Origin of the sequence: Sphingobium yanoikuyae (assembly GCF_013001025.1) — a bacterium.
Taxonomy (GTDB): domain Bacteria; phylum Pseudomonadota; class Alphaproteobacteria; order Sphingomonadales; family Sphingomonadaceae; genus Sphingobium; species Sphingobium yanoikuyae_A.
Genome location: NZ_CP053022.1, coordinates 323,479 through 340,196, shown reverse-complemented (window position 1 = coordinate 340,196; position 16,718 = coordinate 323,479). Strand labels below are relative to the sequence as shown.

The window sequence follows — 16,718 nt, the reverse complement described above, 5'->3', positions numbered from 1 at the left end:
CGCGGATGAATTTTGCCTAGTCCAGCCTCCAGTCGAAGGTGGAGTATGACTCTACTAATAGGCAGCGCTAAAACTGGTAGAACAGGAAGGCCCGCATGCGCAGTATTAGGGCGCATGCGGAACCAGCAGCTTATCTCATGCCAGATCTCGGATCTTTGGTTCTCGCGCCCAGTGTCGTTTGGGTCCCTTGTCCAGCAGCATTTCGTTTGGAATGACACCATCGTCCTTTTCTACCCCTGCCTTGTCGAGAATGATCTGCGTGCCGGGGCAATGGGCGATGGTTTTGCAGTGCCCATAGGCGTCCATGAACCATTGAACTGCAGCGCCCTGCTTCGACAATTTTTCCGCGCTTTCCGGCATCAGCACGGACGCAATCGCATCGAACAGTACCGACGGCGAGCCATCGAGCTTTCCATCCGCTTCGAGTGTCCCGCCCTTGACGTTGAGGGCACCGACTTTCGGCGCAACCAGAAAGACGCTGCCGCCCGCTTTCTCCACGCCTGCCTTGATCTTCTCCACCATCGCTTTGTCGGAACCCTCTGCAAACAGAATTCCGACCTTACGGCCCGCAAAGCCATCCTTGGCATTCTTCTGGATGGAAAGAGCGTCAGAAACGGGCATCTCCACAATTTCTCGGGCCGCTGGCGCCTTTTCAGGTAGAGCGATCGCCAGCCCATCGGCGACTCGTTGCGCCAGAACCTCGTCAATGTTGCGCAGACGCGCGAGAACCCGTAGCCGCACATGAGGCATGGCCACCTTCGACAATTCGAAGACGATGGCTGATGCGATGTGCGCCTGCTCATTCTGCGTCTGCGACAGATAGAACATCCGAGCCTGGCTATAATGATCGGCAAATGTTTCGGCACGTATCCGCATCTTTTCAGTTGGATCGTTGCGCTCGCCATTATCGCTAAAGGATGTGAACCCGGTTTCGGACGCGACGCGGGGACCACTATCCTCACCCGCCTCATTCAGGCTGTTTGGTTCGTAATTGGCGCGCCCCTTGGGAACCAGCGTCTGCATCAACCCGTCGCGCTGCATATTGTGGAATGGGCATTTTGGCGCATTGATCGGAATTTGATGGAAGTTGGTCGTTCCCAAGCGCGACTTTTGCGTATCGAGGTAGGAGAAAAGTCGCCCCTGCAGCAGAGGATCATTCGAGAAGTCGATGCCGGGAATAACGTTGCTGGGCAGGAAGGCAACTTGCTCGGTCTCGGCAAAGAAATTGTCCACATTGCGATTGAGCGTGAGGCGCCCGATGATCTCGACAGGAATATCCTCTTCGGGGATTAGCTTGGTTGCATCCAGCACATCATAGGGCTGTTTTGCCGCCCAACTTTCGTCGAAAATCTGGACGCCCAGATCCCAGGCGGGGTAATCGCCGCTGGCAATGGCTTCGTAAAGATCCCGGCGATGGAAATCGGGGTCTGCGCCTGCCGTCTTCACGGCCTCGTCCCAGACTTGAGACGCAACGCCCAGAACCGGCTTCCAATGAAACTTCACGAACTTGCCGTCGCCCTGTTCGTTGATGAAGCGGAAGCTGTGGACGCCAAAACCTTCCATCATCCGCAAGGACCGAGGAATGGCCCGATCGGACATGGCCCACATGATCATGTGCATGCTCTCTGGCATGAGTGACACGAAATCCCAGAACGTATCATGGGCGCTCGCCGCCTGGGGATAGCCGCGATCCGCTTCCATTTTGACCGAATGGATAAGGTCAGGAAATTTTATGGCATCCTGAATGAAGAATACCGGAATGTTGTTGCCAACCAGATCCCAGTTGCCGGTATCGGTGTAGAATTTCACTGCGAAGCCGCGCACATCGCGCGGTGTATCGACGGAACCCGCGCCACCGGCCACAGTCGAGAAGCGAACGAACACGGGGCAATGCGCACCTTTCTTCTGGAAGATGCTCGCTTTGGTAACATCAGTAATGGCCTTGGTGCATTCGAAAATCCCATGGGCCCCAGAGCCGCGGGCATGTACGATCCGTTCAGGGATGCGCTCATGGTCGAAATGGAAAATTTTCTCGCGCAGGACGAAATCTTCTAGCAGCGTCGGACCGCGAGCGCCCGCCTTGAGGCTGTTCTGGTTGTCTGCGATCCGGTGCCCGAAATTGTCTGTGAGGGCATCACCGGATTGCTCTGCCTTCAGCTTCTGCTGCGTCTCTCCACCTTCTCCGGCCGTCGTCTCATAATTGGGACTTCCAGCTCCGGGCCGGTGATCAGCCAGACTATTTTCCAGAGCTGCATCACTCTTGGGACCCGAAGCGGTCATATCAACTCTCCCTGATGATCATGCGAGGCTGCGATCGTCGCAGCAGACAGACCTCTAACTGGAAGCAGCAGGCTGGGTTCCGGCGAGAGGCAAGAAGATGTCCAGAACCAATCTCGATCAATATGAATGTGGAATGTTGGCAGCGCAGGATTTGATCGCCTGAACCGGCCGTCACAAATTGTGAGAACCTTCCGTAGACATATCCCTTTTCGCGCGAAGTGCCGTCAATGACGCGGTGATATCTTTGTCATCCGATATGGCGGATATCGGTGGTAATCAGGATCTGATTGCGACCGACAGGCTGACGCGTGTCCCCCGCATTCATGCTCTACATCATGCTGGCATTTAGAGATGATCTCTGCTCGGGTGGCAGCGGCTCTAATGAATTATGCCGACACTGGGAGCGCATCGGCTCGCGCTAATTGGCCATCACGCGTTGACGGCGACGGGAAGGCACCGCTCGTGATCCATAGCCCGTTCGTCCGACATTGTTATAATGCCCCTCCACCACTCAGTGCTCGGGCCGCGGAACATAGCAAGACTGCCGATCCTGGGGAGCGCATTCCAATGGACGCCGTCAAACGCAAAACGCCAACAGGAATCGCAGTTGAGCGGTACATGCCTGAATGCGTGCTCTTCGCTTCCGCTATCTGGGTGCGGAATGCGAAGTTCGCTCGGCCCATCACGATGGCTACCATCGGGAAAGCGAACCTCAATCGTCATTCGCAAGCCTCCAAAATCCTGCAACAAGCGCAGTAGCCAACGCAAAACGCCTTGAGATATAACGAGTTCACGGTCTGAGAAAATTCCCAGGACAGGCGGACTAGCCCGACAGATTCTAGCTGAACAGCGGATCGGCCCCTACTGTAGTTGCAAGCACAACTCCATGGCACCACCCGTGTTCCACTTGAGGCATTTGCGTCGCAGGGAAGGGAACGCCTCATCCCCTCCCCTGGACAATGCTATTTTTTAGAAGTGGAAAATGACGCCAGCCATGGGGCGGAAGCTGTCCCAATCATAGGTGTCGACCTGCACGCGCAGGCGCACACCGCTGCTGCCAGTGACCCCGCCGAGGCCGATCTCCTTTGGCCCCACTTCGACACCCGCACCGTACATCCAGTCCTTCTCGTCGGGCCAGCCGCCTTTGCCATTGACCCACTGGTAGCCGGCCGAGGCGTAGATCAAGCCACTCTCGCCTGCGCGGGCGCCCACGCGGCCCTTCACGCCATACTCCCAGTCGATGTCACTGAAACCCTTCGAGGCGTTCCCTTCCACCCCGACAAACACTGGCCCGAGCGGCACGTTCACGCCCGCGATGCCGCTGATCAGAGCGCCGTTCATGATCGTCTCGCCCGGAACGCTGCCGAACTCGGTGCCGCGGTCAAAAGTGTGATAACCGCCGAGAATGCCGACGTACGGCTCGATACCGAAGGCCTTGCTGCCATCGGGTGCGGTATCGTCCTGGGCCATGGCAGCAGTCGGCAGTGCCAGGCAGCCCAGCAATGGGAGAATGATCTTCATCATGATGTACGTCCCTGTTTGATTTTTTAACGAGGCTCAAACTAAAGGACATGCGCAACGGTTGCTCGATGCAAAAACAATAATGCTGATGTTGCAATTTTGACACTATCAGGATGCCATCGCCAAGGCCTACTGCAATGAAATTATGCAAAGGACTGCATTCTCTAAATTTGTTTCGGCATCGTTACGTAATTTTCAGCAAGAATATCATGATGCCACTCCTGCAACATGAACGGAACTATCTTTAACTTGGATTAAATTTCTTGCTCTGCGACTCTGAGATATTTTATGGCCTTCGTCAGTCTAGGGCGAGAACTGACGCAATACAGGCGGATCGCTGCCTGCAGCGGACCAGTTGCCATGCACCCGCGCCCGGCATCGTCGTGCATTTCATGCTAGGCTCAGGACTCATTGTTTGAGCCAGAAGATGACGGCGGCGGCGATACAGATGGCGGACATGAAGGTGTGGGCGCAACGGTCGTATCGGGTGTGGATGCGCCGCCAGTCCTTGAGCTTGCCGAACATGTTTTCGATCTTGTGGCGCTGACGATAGAGCGCGGCGTCGTGCGGGATTGGCACCTTCCGGTTCTTCTTTGAGGGAATACAGGCGGTGATGTTGCGCTCCGCAAGCGCTTTGCGGAACCAGTCGGCGCCATAGCCTCGATCGCCGAGCAAGGCTTTGGCGGGAGGCAAGGCGTGGAGCATCAGGGCAGCGCCCTTGTAGTCGCTCATCTGGCCCTCGCTCAGCAGCATGACCAGCGGCCGGCCCTTGCCGTCGCAGACGGTGTGGAGCTTCGAGTTCAGGCCGCCCTTGGTGCGTCCGATACGTCTGGGAACATCCCCTTTTTGAGCAGGCTTGCCGCCGTCCGGTGTGCTTTCAGGTGGGTCGCATCTATCATCAACTGGTCGGGCTTGCCGCCCTTCGCCGCGAGGGCCGCGAAGATCTTGTTGAACACGCCGAGCCGGCTCCACCGGATGAAGCGGTTGTAGATCGTCTTCGGCGGGCCATAATCGGCAGGCGCATCGCGCCACCGCAGGCCGTTCCTGATCACGAAGATGATCCCGCTGATGATCCGACGGTCGTCCACCCGTGGCACCCCGTGCGATAGCGGAAAATATGGCTCGATCCGGCGCATCTGCGCCTCCGACAACCAGAGCAGGTCACTCATCACGACGTCTCCTCACGCCGTCATTGAATCAACCCTTCGCTATCACCGCAAGCGATTTAATAGGTCCTGAGCCTAGGCGCGCGCGATGAACGGGCGCATTCTGACCACGGGTTTATCCCGACAAGTTCTGGCGATTGCCTGCCCCATGCTCTCGATCGCACTGCTACTCTTGGGCTGGGCACCGCCTGCGCGCGCTGAATTGCTAGGCATTGGCGATCCCCTATGTCACGCAGTGAACCGATCGATCGCCCCTAACGACATGCGCCCATCCCATTTTGCCTGTAATGGTGATCCTAACGGCTATCAGAAGGGCACATTGTGGCTCCATGCCACCTTGCCCCAAGGCTCGCGCGATCATGAGGATCTGTCGCTGATCATCCACAGCTCTCGATTTGATCGACTTGTCGTGCGCTTCATCTATCGTGACGGTGCCGTCGAGCAGCAACATGTCCGGAGCGGCAATTTCGGGACCTATTGGAGAGCTGGCGGCCAACTCGCGTTCCGCGCGCCCTATCGCGACGTTCCTGTCGTAGCCTTCACCTTGAGATTTGACAAAGTGGCGAGCGCGCATCTCCTGCGGATTAGGCTTGTCGAGCGTGGTGAAGAAGCCACCCAGACAACTGGCTTGGCTACCTTGACCGGTGCTGCGCTCGTTCTGCTGATTGTGGGCGCGATTTATAACGCCTCACTGGGTCTTGCCGTCCGTCAGCAACATGCCGGCTGGCAGGCTGCATGGGCATTCTGCATGGTCATATGGGGGGCGTGCTGGTCGCAACTTCATCTGTTCTTCTTTCCCTCCATGGCTGGCGCGGTATCGGCGCAAATCTGCACTGGTCTCTCCTGTCTCGCCATCACGCTCGCCACTTTGAGCGCCGTCACTGCGCTTGAAAAACAGCTTCTCGACGCGGGGTTGAGGCGCACAGCCCTGGGCCTCACCGCAAGCGTGTGCGCATTGGGCATACCGCTTTCGCTGATGCGTTCGGGGCCGTTCGACATGCTCGGCAATCTGCTAGGATTCTTGGTCCTGGCCAATCTGACGGCGGTCGCATCCTGTATTGGCCAGGCATGGCGACGGGGAAGCAGCGCGGCGCAGAGCCTCGGTGGGGCCTGGGCACTGCCAATGACCGTTCTTGCGTCGACCAACTTTTTCGACGCGGACGCCATGTTCTGGGGCGGTGGGTCGCAAATTCTGGTCCTGTTCGCAGCGGCCTGGCAAACATTGTGGCTCTCAGCTGCCGCTTCGCGTGCTCATGCCCGGTTGCGGATGGAACGAGACTTCGCCCGGCTCGCAGAGGCTAAGGCCCATGAGCTTGCCCGCCGTGACGTTTTGACAGGGCTGCCAAACCGACGGGGTTTCACGGAAAGAGCCGGCGGGATGCTTGAAGGCTTGCCTGCGTCAGGCGCGCTGGTTGCCCTGCTCCTGATCGACGTCGATTGGTTCAAGTCGATCAACGATGTCTATGGTCATGAGGCTGGCGATCACGTTCTGGCAGCTATTGGCCGCTGCATCGCACGGCATGAAAATTCCTCCTGCGCCGTGTGCCGCCTGGGTGGGGAGGAATTTGCGATGATGATCACAGGAGCTGAAATTGGGAACATCGAGCAATTTGCAAAAACCCTGCGGCGAACTTTGGCCAATCTGAGCCACGGCGACATCATCGGTAATCGCATGGTGACGGTGAGTATCGGCGTGACGGCCTCGGCATCCCGCGTTGACTTTGGCACGCTTTACCGGCTGGCAGACGAAGCGCTTTACGACGCCAAGCGCGGGGGGCGCGATCAGATCGCAATCCGCCTGAGTGAGTGGGCGGGCGCTCGCCGAAATGACAGACCCCTTTTCGCCTGACATGGTTGCAGCGGATTGAGGTGCTCCGGCCCGGCAACGCCTCGCCTTTGCCGCGCGCCGGGCTGGCAACCATATCTCAGAACAGAGGCTTGTCCGGCTCAAAGTTCCACAGTCGAGGCCGGTTAGAAGCATCGCGCTGCTCACGTGCGCCGCCACCGGCACGGCGCCGCATTTCTGCAAAAATTATCTGGTCGTCACCGGTATGGCGCTCGCTTTGAATAAGACGGAAGGCTTCCATCAGGTCACCCTCATCCCATTGGCGAACCGAACCTATTTCATTCGACATGCGTCCCAAGCTCCCTGCGCACCTGCACCATCATTGCCGGAAAAGACCTTTTTCGAGGCTATGCCCCCATCGAAGCTTCGGTCTCATCGCCTGCGTCGGCCCCGAAACTGCCGCTGCAAACTGCTGAGGGCAGCTGGCGTCGGACAACGCGAACTCCGCCATTGTGTTCCTGCGCACCGCTATAGCCCGACGGTTGCCCGCTAGATTTCCATGGCAACCAATATGTTCAGGAAAGCCTTCTGGCAAAGGTGCCGACGTAAAGGAGGGATGAAGGTGGTGAAGGATTTCGAGCTCTATTATTGGCCATTGCCATTCCGCGGACAGTTCATCAGGGCCGCGCTTGCCTTCGCGGGCAAGAGCTGGAACGAACATGATGAGGGTGAGATCGCCGCCCTGATGAAAATGGCTCCGGAGGATCAGCCGGTGCCCTTCATGGGGCCACCCCTCCTGATTGATAATGAAACCGGATTAGCCCTGTCGCAGATGCCAGCAATCATGGTCTATCTGGCAGAACGTCTTGCCCTTGTGCATGGCGGTACCCGCGAACGCGCCTTGACGGTCAAGCTCGTCAATGACGCGAATGATATCATTGACGAACTGACGCTGGATGGCGGCCGGCAGATGTGGACGGAGGATCGATGGGCCAGCTTTATTCCTCGGCTGGTGAAATGGATGCGCATCTGGGAGGCTGTGGGCACAAGCAACGGCCTTGAAGCTGGAGACGGTTTCATGCTCGGCACCGCAAAACCGGATCTGGCCGATATCGTGACCGTGACATTATGGGGCACCATGGCCAGCCGCTTCGGCGCGATCGCTGCCATGCTCGCCCAACATGCGCCGGCAACGATGGGTCTGGTCCAGCGTCTGCGCGCTCATCCTGCCCTGGCGAGGCTCGAGGCAAGAAGCGTGAAGCGCTATGGCCACGCCTATTGCGGCGGGGAAATCGAGAAGTCCCTTCGCGCAGTTCTGCCTGCCGGCGAGGGTTGAAACCGAACGCTATCCCCCTTCGGTAAGGTCGCTTCGCATCTGCCCATGGGCCAGGACCGCGAACAGGCCGCTACCACCGATGATGTTGCCGATGAGTGTAGGCAGAGAGAAGCCGAACCAGGCCTGCTGGAAACTGACCTCGCCGCTCAACCAGAGGAAGCTGATCTGGGAAGAACCGGTGACGACATGCGAAAAGCCGCCAAGACCGATGACATAGGTCAGGAGGAAGATTACCCAGAATTCGCTGCCCTTGGCATTGGGCAAGGCCCACGCAATCGCGGCCATGATGAAGCCAGCCGGAATGCCCAGCATCAGGGTTTTCGACCAGTCCTGCCATTCGAGCTTGGCGAGAATATCGAGCGCCACGATGCGCTGTTCATGCGTGATGATGATCTCACCGGCCATCAGCGCGCTTACGAGCGTCACGCCGACAAGATTCCCAGCCAGCACGCAGGCCCACAGGCGCGCGAGCCGGCCCAGATTGCTAAGGCTCGGACGGGTCGCGACCGGCAGAACCGCAGTGACCGTGCTTTCGGTAAAGAGCTGAAGCCGCCCCATGATCACGATCAGATATCCGACCGGATAGCCCAGCAGGTAGATGAGGGGCGCCCAATCCGTGTCGGGCAGCCTTGCCCGCAGGAACAGTTCGGACATGAGCGACAGGGTGATCGCGAGGCCGGCGGCCAGGCCGGAAAGCATGAGCGCAAGGATCGGGCGATCCAGCTCCTCCTCGCCCTGGAGCCGCACGACCTCATGGACGACCTTTGCCGAACCCGTACTACGCTCCTCGACATGGGCGGCCTCTTCTGCGTCAAGATCGGGGTGCGGGCTATCCTTGCCGTCCTTCATCTGCTCCATTCCCCTGTCTGTCGAAACGACGCCTGGCCCGGTCGCCTCTTTCCTGTCCTTACTGTCCGGCACTGCGCAAGGCTCCCAGGATGAGCGCGCGATAGATATGCTCCCTGACGCCATGGGGCGCATCCAGCCCCATGCGTTCGAGTGCGGCCAATTCCGCTTCGTCGGGCTGACCACTGCGCAGGCCGCGGGCAAGCAGGGCGGCCAGTTGGGCGGGCCTGGTCGCATGGTCTGCCAGATATTGCATCGCCGGCAGGAGCCGCTGCTCGATCTGCGTAAAGTCCGTGCCGAACGGGAAGGACGGAAATGCCTCCTTGGGCATGGCCGCGCTGATCCGCTCGGGCAGATTATCCCTGTACGCTTCGGGAATGTCCCAGTCGGGCGCAATCTTGCCCGCGGACCGGGCCTTTTCCACAAGTTCGCCTTGAAAGCGGCTGTCGGCGATGGCGATCAGGCGCTGGATGACCTGCTCATCGCTTTGGCCGCGCAGGTCCGCCACGCCATATTCGGTCACGACCATATCGCGCAAATGGCGCGGGATCGTTTCGTGACCATAGCTCCAGACGATATTGGACTGGCTCTCGCCCTTGTGACGCCGGGTGGCAGGCAGCGTGATGATCGAACGCGCGCCGTCGAGTTCGAGCGCCTGCGCCACGAAATTATACTGCCCGCCCACGCCGCTGACGACCTGGCCATCTTCAAGCCCGTCCGAGATCGTGGCGCCCAGCAGCGTGATCATCATGGCGCTGTTGACGAAGCGGGCCTTGTGCCGGGCCTTGCGCTTGGCCGCTTCGTTGCCGAACAGCGCATTGATATAGCTGATCTCGCGCATATGGATGCGATCGCGCAGATCCTCATCCATGTCCCGCAACGCGGCATAGAAGCTGCGCGGGCCAACGAAGAAGCCGCCATGTACGATCGCGCCATCGACTTCACGCTTGACGATGCCGGCCCTTATGAGATCGAGGAAACAGTCGACCAGCATTTCCGTCGGCGCATATAGGCCTTCCTCAAACGGGCCGGTTTCCCATGGCTTGGGTGCGCCCAGCCGGTCAAGCGTTGCGCGATAGGAATCGGGCCGTTCCTGCCGGAGGATCAGACTGTGGGCGATCGCGTCGCCGATCGCGCCGATGCCGATCTGAAGCGAGCCTCCATCGGGTATCAGCGCTGCCACATGGGCTCCGATGGCGTGCTGGGCAGGGCTTACGGGTTGGCGTGGCGGCCCGAAGAGGGGAAAGCGTGTCTGCGCGCTGTCGAGGATCATCGCGAACCGATCGGACGGGATTTCGGCCGGCCCGCGCATGAAGGGCAACTCGTCATTGACCTGTCCGACCAAGGCAAAATCGGCCCGGCCCCGATCGCGCTCGGCAAGCAGGTCGAGGGTCATGTCGCTATTGCAGCTCAGGCTATAGCTGTTTCCCCGTCGCGCCACGATCTGCGCCACGACATTGACGCCCTGGTCGATCAGATAGCGCATCGCATGGGTATAGTTGGCCGCGATATAGTGGCGCTGTGCCTCCCCATTGCCGAGCCGGCTGCCGGCCTGGAAGAAAAATTCATTCACCTCGATATTCGCCGGCATCTCGCCCGCTCGCTGCGCCTGCGCATAGGCGAAGCGCGGATATCCGCCCATTGTCCGCTCGAACACGGGCTCGAGAAAACGACGCTCGAGGTCCGTGCCAAGCGAGGGCTGCTCGAGCGTGAGCGCCGTGAAGATACGCAGCTTGATGGCGCGATCAGCGCTGGCACGGGCGAAGAGGGCATTGACGATATGAGGCGCCTTGCCCAGGCCCAATGGCAGGCCAAGGACGATATGCCCGTCAGTGCGAGCGATGATGCGGTCGGCGACCTCCTCTGCCGAGCCAAGTTCAAGAGGACCGGTCCCGCCAGCCCTCATTGCAGCAAGTCCCAGCCCGGATCAGGCCGGAACCGCTCGCCATGCGCATCGCGCAGCCCTTCCAGCACGGCTTTGACCTCGCCAATCCCGCGTACGCGGGCATAATGGAGCGGCCCGCCGCGGAAGGGCGCAAATCCGGTGCCGAAGATCATGGCAGCGTCGATGATATCTGGATCGTCGGTCACTTTCTCGCGCAGGATCGCGGCGGCCATGTTGAGCATCGGCATGATGAGCCGGTCCGCCATCTCCGGCGGAGGCTGCGGGGCGCTGTTCTTGACCGCATGGCCGTCCTTCCAGGCATATATGCCTTTCCCGGCTTTCCGGCCCAACTGACCCGCCGAGACCTTGTCTGCCAACCATTGCGGCGTGGCAGGCATCGGCCAGTCCAGTTCTCGCTTGAGCATGGCGGCAACTGTAAGGCCGATATCGAGGCCGACCTGATCTGCAAGTTCCAGCGGGCCCATGGGCATGCCGAAATCCATTGCCGCCTTGTCGATCGTCTCGGGGGCTATGCCCTCGTCCATCATCGTCATCGCCTCGACCAGATAGGGGGTAAGGGTCCGGTTGACGATGAAGCCAGGGGCGCTGCGGGCCGGGGCCGGCAGCTTGCCGATGATGCCGACAAAGGCTCTTGCGCCCGCCACGACTTCGGGATCGACCCTGTCATGGCTGATGACCTCCACCAGGTCGAGCCGCGACACGGGATTGAAGAAATGGATGCCGATCAGCCGCTCGGGATGGCGTAACCCCTCGCGCAATTGCTCAAGCGGAATGGAGGAGGTGTTGGTCGCCAGGATTGCGCCGTCCTTCATACGTGGCTCGGCGCTCGCATAGAGGGTCCGCTTGAGATCAACCTTTTCCGGGGCTGTCTCGATCAGAATGTCGGCCTTGGCGATGCCCGCACCATCCGGGTCGGGAATCAACCGATCCAGCGCATCGCGAACCTTGAGCCGATCTCCGTGAGCGAGATTTTCATACAGCTTCGCAGCTCGGTTAAGGGCCGCGCCAATCGGCCCGGGCTTCACGTCGGAGATGCTGGTGCGCAGGCCGCGCCAGGCGCACCAGGCCGCGATGTCGCCGCCCATCGCGCCCGCACCGATGACATGAACGTGGGCGATCGTCCTATTGCCCGGCCCAGCCAGTGCCTTGAGCTTCTGGCGCAGGAAAAAGGCGCGGATGAGATTTTGCGCGCTGTCGCTCATCATGAGACGCGCGAAGGAGATGATCTCCGCCTGTTTCATCGCCTCCCGGTCGCCACCATGAGTTTCCCAAAGGTCGATGAGCGCATGGGGCGCGGGATAATGGGCCAGGGGTGCCTTGGCCTCAGCCTGGCTGCGCATCTGCCGCGCCGCCAGATGGCGGACTGGCGCGGCGTCCTTCAGGCGATCCAGCAATGCCTGACGGCCCTGGTCCATATTTCCTTCAAACGCTGCCATGATGGCGGCGTGGACATGGCGTTCAGGAACTACCGCATCGACCAGCCCCATGTCTTTCGCGTGGCCAGCATCGATCGACTTGCCGGTCAGCATCAGTTCCATCGCCGCTATCGGATCGCATAAATGGGTAAAGCGCGCTGTGCCGCCGAGGCCTGGATGCAGGCCAAGCTGTATTTCGGGGAAGCCAAGCCTTGTCCCTTCGATGGCAATGCGCTGATGGCACGCCAGCGCGACCTCAAGGCCGCCACCCATCGCATAGCCGTGGATGACCGCAATGGTCGGAAAGGTCAGCGCTTCGAACCGGTCGACGATCGCATGTGCGGCGGCGATCCGGTCCCGCACCATCGCCTCGTCGCGCATGTCACGAAACTCGCTGATATCCGCGCCGGCAAGAAAACCCTGTTTCTTGCCTGATCGAATGACCAGCGCCTTGGGCGCGCGGTCGGCGATCATGCCGAGTATATGGCCAAGCTCCTCAAGCACGGCATGGGACAGCAGATTGGTATCCGTTCCCTGCTGATCGAGGATAGCCCAGCCAATGTCTTGGGCATCGCGCGTGAAGCTCCAGTGATGCAAGGCATCAGGGCGATGGGGCGCGGGACCGGTCTCCAGATCGCGATCGGCAAGAAAGGACCAGACAGGATCGTTCATCATGGCCTCCTTCACAGCCGTTCGATCAACATGGCGCCGCCCTGGCCGCCGCCAATACATTCGGTGGCGATGCCGCGCCTCAGCCCGAGCCGCTCCATCGCTTGAACGAGATGCAGCGCGATCCGCGTGCCACTCGTGCCCACCGGGTGCCCCAGGGAAATCGCGCCGCCATCGACATTGAGGCGCGAGGGATCGATGCGCCCGGCTACCCCCTCAAGGCCCAATATGGTGCAACAGAAGTCCTCGTCCTCCCATGCCGCAAGACATGCCAGCACCTGCGCAGCGAAGGCTTCATTCAATTCCCACAGATCGATGTCCGCCAATGCATGACCATTGCGTTTGAGGAGTGCCGTTGAGGCGAGCACTGGGCCCAGGCCCATGATGGCGGGATCAAGCGCCGACCACTGGCTGTCGATGATCCGCGCGCGGGGCATAAGGCCATGGCGCTCGACGGCCTCTTGCGAGGCGAGGATGGTCCAGCAGGCGCCGTCGCTGATCTGCGAACTATTGCCCGCAGTGACCTTTCCATAAGGGCGCTCGAAAACGGGCTTCAGCGTCGCGAGCTTCTCTGTGCTGCTGTCGGGCCGCACGCCATCATCCTGGGAATATACGGTCCCATCCCTGGCAAAAGCGGGAACAAGTTCGCCCTCCAGCCATCCCTCCGCTTGCGCCCGGGCAAGACGCTTGTGGCTTTCGACCGCATAGGCGTCCGCGTCCGCCCGCGAGATTGAAAAGAGGTGCGCCAATATTTCCGCGGTCTGACCCATGCCAAGATCGGTGATGGGATCAGTGAGGCCGCGTTCCAATCCGATGATGGGCTTGAGGAAGTCGGGGCGAAATCCGCTGGCCGCTTTGAGCGAGGCCAGGGGGCTGTTCTTGTCGCCCTGCATCGCGGCGAACCATTGGACGGCATCCTGCCGAAACACGAGGGGCGCGTGACTGAGCGCTTCGGCACCGCCGGCCAGGATGAGGTCGCTGCCGCCATCGGCGATATAGCGGTAGGCGGTGTCCATCGACTGCATGCCTGAACCGCAATTGATCTGAACGGTAAAGGCGGTCGTCTGCGTCCCGCAGCCCAGACGCAGCGCGGCGACACGCGCCGGATTGGCTTCATCGGCGATGACGTTGACGCACCCCAATATGACCTGATCGAAATCGGTGGGGGCAAATTTCTGCCTCAGCAGGAGCGGGCGCCCACATTGCACCGCCAGGTCAACAGGCGTGAACGGACCGGGGCCGCCGCGCGCTTTGAGAAAGGGCGTGCGGGCGCCATCGACAATATAGACCGGCCGGCTCATTCGGCGGCCTGCGCCAGGTCCGATGCAGCAGAATTGCGCCGCAGATCCTCGGGCGCGAAATCATCGACGGCGATGACGTCCGCGACCGCGCGATCTGCCTCTTCAAGCTGCGCCAGCTCTGCGCTCGACAGCAGGCCGCGCTCGCGCGCTTTGGCCCAATCCTTGATCCGCGCCTTGCGCAGCCGGTCGTGGATCGGCTGGGTATCGACCATCAGGCGAAAGGCTTCGGTCAGGCGGGCGACAGGTTCTTCCGGGCCGCCGATGAACACATTGTCGATCAGCCGTTCGCGCGCTGGGCAAGGTTCCAGGATGATCTGCGCGCACTGACGGATGGTCCGGTCCGTCGGGCCATGACGACGCTGGCCAAAGGGGAGGATGAACAGGCGCAACATCCAGCCCACGGGCCGCGCGGGAAAATTCTCGATGATCTCGACGAATCTTTGCTCGATCGTGGCAAAGCCGCTGTCCATGCACCAGGCGAGCAGGGGAAGGTCATCATCCTGGCGCCCTTCATCCTCCCAGCGCTTGAGCGCGCCGGAAAGAAGATAGAGTTCCGACAGTATGTCGCCCAGCCGGGCGGACAGGAGTTCGCGCCGCTTGAGCTCGCCGCCCAGGGTCAGGAAGGATATGTCGGATATGAAGGCAAAGGCCGCGGCATAGCGGCTCATCTGGCGATAATAGCGGGTCGCGCGCCCGGCCTTGGGCGCTGGCGCAAACAGGCCACCGGTCCAGTTGCGCGCGAAGGCGCGGATCGCGGTCTTGAGCGCGTGGCCGACATGCTTCCACAGCACATCATCGAACTGCGCCAGCGCCCGCCCGCGATTGGCATCGGCGACCGCGCGGATTTCCTTGAGAAGATAGGGGTGGGAGCGGATCGCGCCCTGGCCGAATACCATCAGGCTGCGGGTGAGGATATTGGCGCCCTCGACCGTGATCCCGACCGGGATCGCGCGATACTGGTTACCCAGATAATTATTGGGCCCGTCGATCACGCCCTTGCCGCCATGCACGTCCATCGCGTCGTTGATGACGGTCCGCATGCGTTCGGTCGCGTGGAGCTTGAGGATCGAGGAAATGACGGCGGGATGGTTCCCCTGATCGAGCCCCGCGCAGGTAAGGCGGCGCGCGCCATCGAGCAGATAGGCATTGGCCGCGATCCGCGCCAGACGCTCCTGTATCCCCTCGAACTTGCCGATCGGCAGGTTGAACTGTGAGCGCACCCGCGCATAGGCGCCGGTCGTATGGGCCGCAAAGGCGCCGGCGGCGGCAGACAGGGAAGGCAGGGAAATGCCCCGGCCGGCCGCCAGCGCGCTCATCAGCATTTTCCAACCCTGACCGACGCGATCAGGGCCGCCGATGATGTTGTCGAGCGGGATGAACACATCATGACCCTCATTGGGGCCGTTCTGGAAACTCTGCATCGAGGGGATGTGCCTGCGCCCGATCGACACGCCGGGCAGGTCGGTGGGGACCAGCGCGACCGTGATGCCGATCTCCTCCTGCCCGCCCAGCAGATGGTCGGGATCGCGCAGCTTGAAGGCGAGGCCGAGCAAGGTCGCGACCGGACCCAGGGTGATATAGCGCTTGCGCCAGTTGAGGCGGATGCCCACCACCTCCTCGCCGTCCCACTGCCCCTTGCAAATGACGCCTTCGTCGATCATCGCCGCCGCATCGGAGCCGGCTTCGGGACTGGTCAGGCCGAAAGCGGGAATTTCGCGTCCGTCCGCCAGCCGCGGCAACCAGTAGCGCTGCTGTTCCTCGGTTCCAAAACGCAGGATGAGTTCGCCCGGGCCCAGGCTGTTGGGGACCATCGCAGTGACCGCCGCAGATACGGATCGGGTGGCGATCTTGCGGACAATCTCGCTATGGGCGAAATTGGAGAAGCCAAGGCCGCCATATTCCTCGGGAATGATGATGCCGAAGAATTTTTCCTGCTTGAGATAGTCCCAGGCTTCCTGCGACAGGTCGTGCGTTTCCCAGGTCATGCGCCAGTCGTCGATCATGCCGCACAGCTGTTCGACAGGGCCATCCATGAATGCCTGTTCTGCGGCGGTCAGCCTGGCGGGCGGCACGGCAAGAAGCTGATCCCAATCCGGATTGCCGGTAAAGAGGGCCGCGTCCCACCAGCTGTTGCCCGCCTCGATCGCTTCGCTCTCCGTAGCGGAAAGGGCGGGCAGGGCTGCCTCGACGAGGGAGAAGATCGGGCGGGTGAGGATTTCACGGCGGGCGTTGGCAAGCATCTCTCTATCCTTTTTTGCTTGCCCCATGAACGCGGAAGACCCCGCACATGATCCGTCGCGACAGGAAGCCTCGCCTGAAAATCGGCCGCAAAATGTCCTTCGAACCAACAGCGGGTGCGGCGGCATGCGCGATGAAGCGCTCCATGGAAAGGACGGGCCGTTGCCCGATTGATGGCCGCCCGCAATGATCAGGGCAGTTTGTCGCCAATCCACCTTGCCAGTGCGTCCATCGCGATGGATTTGCTGGCGGGT

At 60.8% G+C, this 16,718-nt stretch carries 11 protein-coding genes; 2 read left to right on the top strand and 9 right to left on the bottom strand.

The window, feature by feature from the left end; translation table 11 throughout:
* Positions 1–135: 135 nt before the first annotated feature.
* From HH800_RS26875 to HH800_RS26865, 3 genes are all read right to left on the bottom strand, one after another.
* Positions 136–2,280, bottom strand: a complete 2,145-nt coding sequence (locus HH800_RS26875; RefSeq protein ID WP_026109600.1) for a catalase — start codon at positions 2,278–2,280, stop codon at positions 136–138.
* A gap of 969 nt (positions 2,281–3,249) precedes the next feature.
* Positions 3,250–3,804 (bottom strand): outer membrane protein, encoded by a 555-nt coding sequence (locus HH800_RS26870; RefSeq protein ID WP_017503103.1) that lies wholly within the window; start codon positions 3,802–3,804, stop codon positions 3,250–3,252.
* Positions 3,805–4,209: 405 nt separating this feature from the next.
* Positions 4,210–4,970 (bottom strand): IS5 family transposase gene (locus HH800_RS26865; protein ID WP_086027964.1). Its coding sequence is split into 2 segments (ribosomal slippage): positions 4,210–4,637 and positions 4,637–4,970, totalling 762 coding nucleotides; the frame shifts between segments, so codons are not numbered across the junction.
* Between the two features lie 85 nt (positions 4,971–5,055).
* On the opposite strand from HH800_RS26865, the gene HH800_RS26860 reads away from it, so the two are divergent.
* The gene (locus HH800_RS26860; RefSeq protein ID WP_051887096.1) at positions 5,056–6,816 is read left to right on the top strand and encodes a sensor domain-containing diguanylate cyclase; all 1,761 of its coding nucleotides are present in this window, start codon (positions 5,056–5,058) and stop codon (positions 6,814–6,816) included.
* Between the two features lie 76 nt (positions 6,817–6,892).
* Here the strand turns inward: HH800_RS26860 and HH800_RS26855 are convergent, their stop codons facing one another.
* The gene (locus HH800_RS26855; protein ID WP_037523133.1) at positions 6,893–7,102 is read right to left on the bottom strand and encodes a hypothetical protein; all 210 of its coding nucleotides are present in this window, start codon (positions 7,100–7,102) and stop codon (positions 6,893–6,895) included.
* A 267-nt stretch (positions 7,103–7,369) separates the two neighbouring features.
* On the opposite strand from HH800_RS26855, the gene HH800_RS26850 reads away from it, so the two are divergent.
* Complete coding sequence (locus tag HH800_RS26850; protein WP_080727379.1) at positions 7,370–8,089, top strand: glutathione S-transferase; 720 nt, start codon at positions 7,370–7,372, stop codon at positions 8,087–8,089.
* Between the two features lie 9 nt (positions 8,090–8,098).
* Here HH800_RS26850 and HH800_RS26845 read toward each other — a convergent pair whose 3' ends face one another.
* The 5 genes from HH800_RS26845 to HH800_RS26825 are packed head-to-tail and all read right to left on the bottom strand — an operon-like array spanning position 8,099 to position 16,466.
* Complete coding sequence (locus HH800_RS26845) at positions 8,099–8,947, bottom strand: formate/nitrite transporter family protein (RefSeq protein WP_017503511.1); 849 nt, start codon at positions 8,945–8,947, stop codon at positions 8,099–8,101.
* A 49-nt stretch (positions 8,948–8,996) separates the two neighbouring features.
* Positions 8,997–10,841: an acetyl-CoA hydrolase/transferase C-terminal domain-containing protein gene (locus HH800_RS26840; RefSeq protein WP_026109690.1), complete on the bottom strand. Its 1,845-nt coding sequence runs from the start codon at positions 10,839–10,841 to the stop codon at positions 8,997–8,999.
* Positions 10,838–12,928: a 3-hydroxyacyl-CoA dehydrogenase NAD-binding domain-containing protein gene (locus HH800_RS26835; RefSeq protein WP_169863504.1), complete on the bottom strand. Its 2,091-nt coding sequence runs from the start codon at positions 12,926–12,928 to the stop codon at positions 10,838–10,840. The genes HH800_RS26840 and HH800_RS26835 overlap by 4 nt, the downstream gene beginning before the upstream one ends.
* A gap of 11 nt (positions 12,929–12,939) precedes the next feature.
* A complete protein-coding gene (locus HH800_RS26830) occupies positions 12,940–14,226 on the bottom strand; it encodes an acetyl-CoA C-acetyltransferase (protein ID WP_169863494.1) in 1,287 nt (428 codons plus the stop codon).
* Positions 14,223–16,466, bottom strand: coding sequence for an acyl-CoA dehydrogenase (locus HH800_RS26825; RefSeq protein ID WP_169863493.1), 2,244 nt, complete (start codon positions 16,464–16,466; stop codon positions 14,223–14,225). The genes HH800_RS26830 and HH800_RS26825 overlap by 4 nt, the downstream gene beginning before the upstream one ends.
* Positions 16,467–16,718 lie beyond the last annotated feature (252 nt).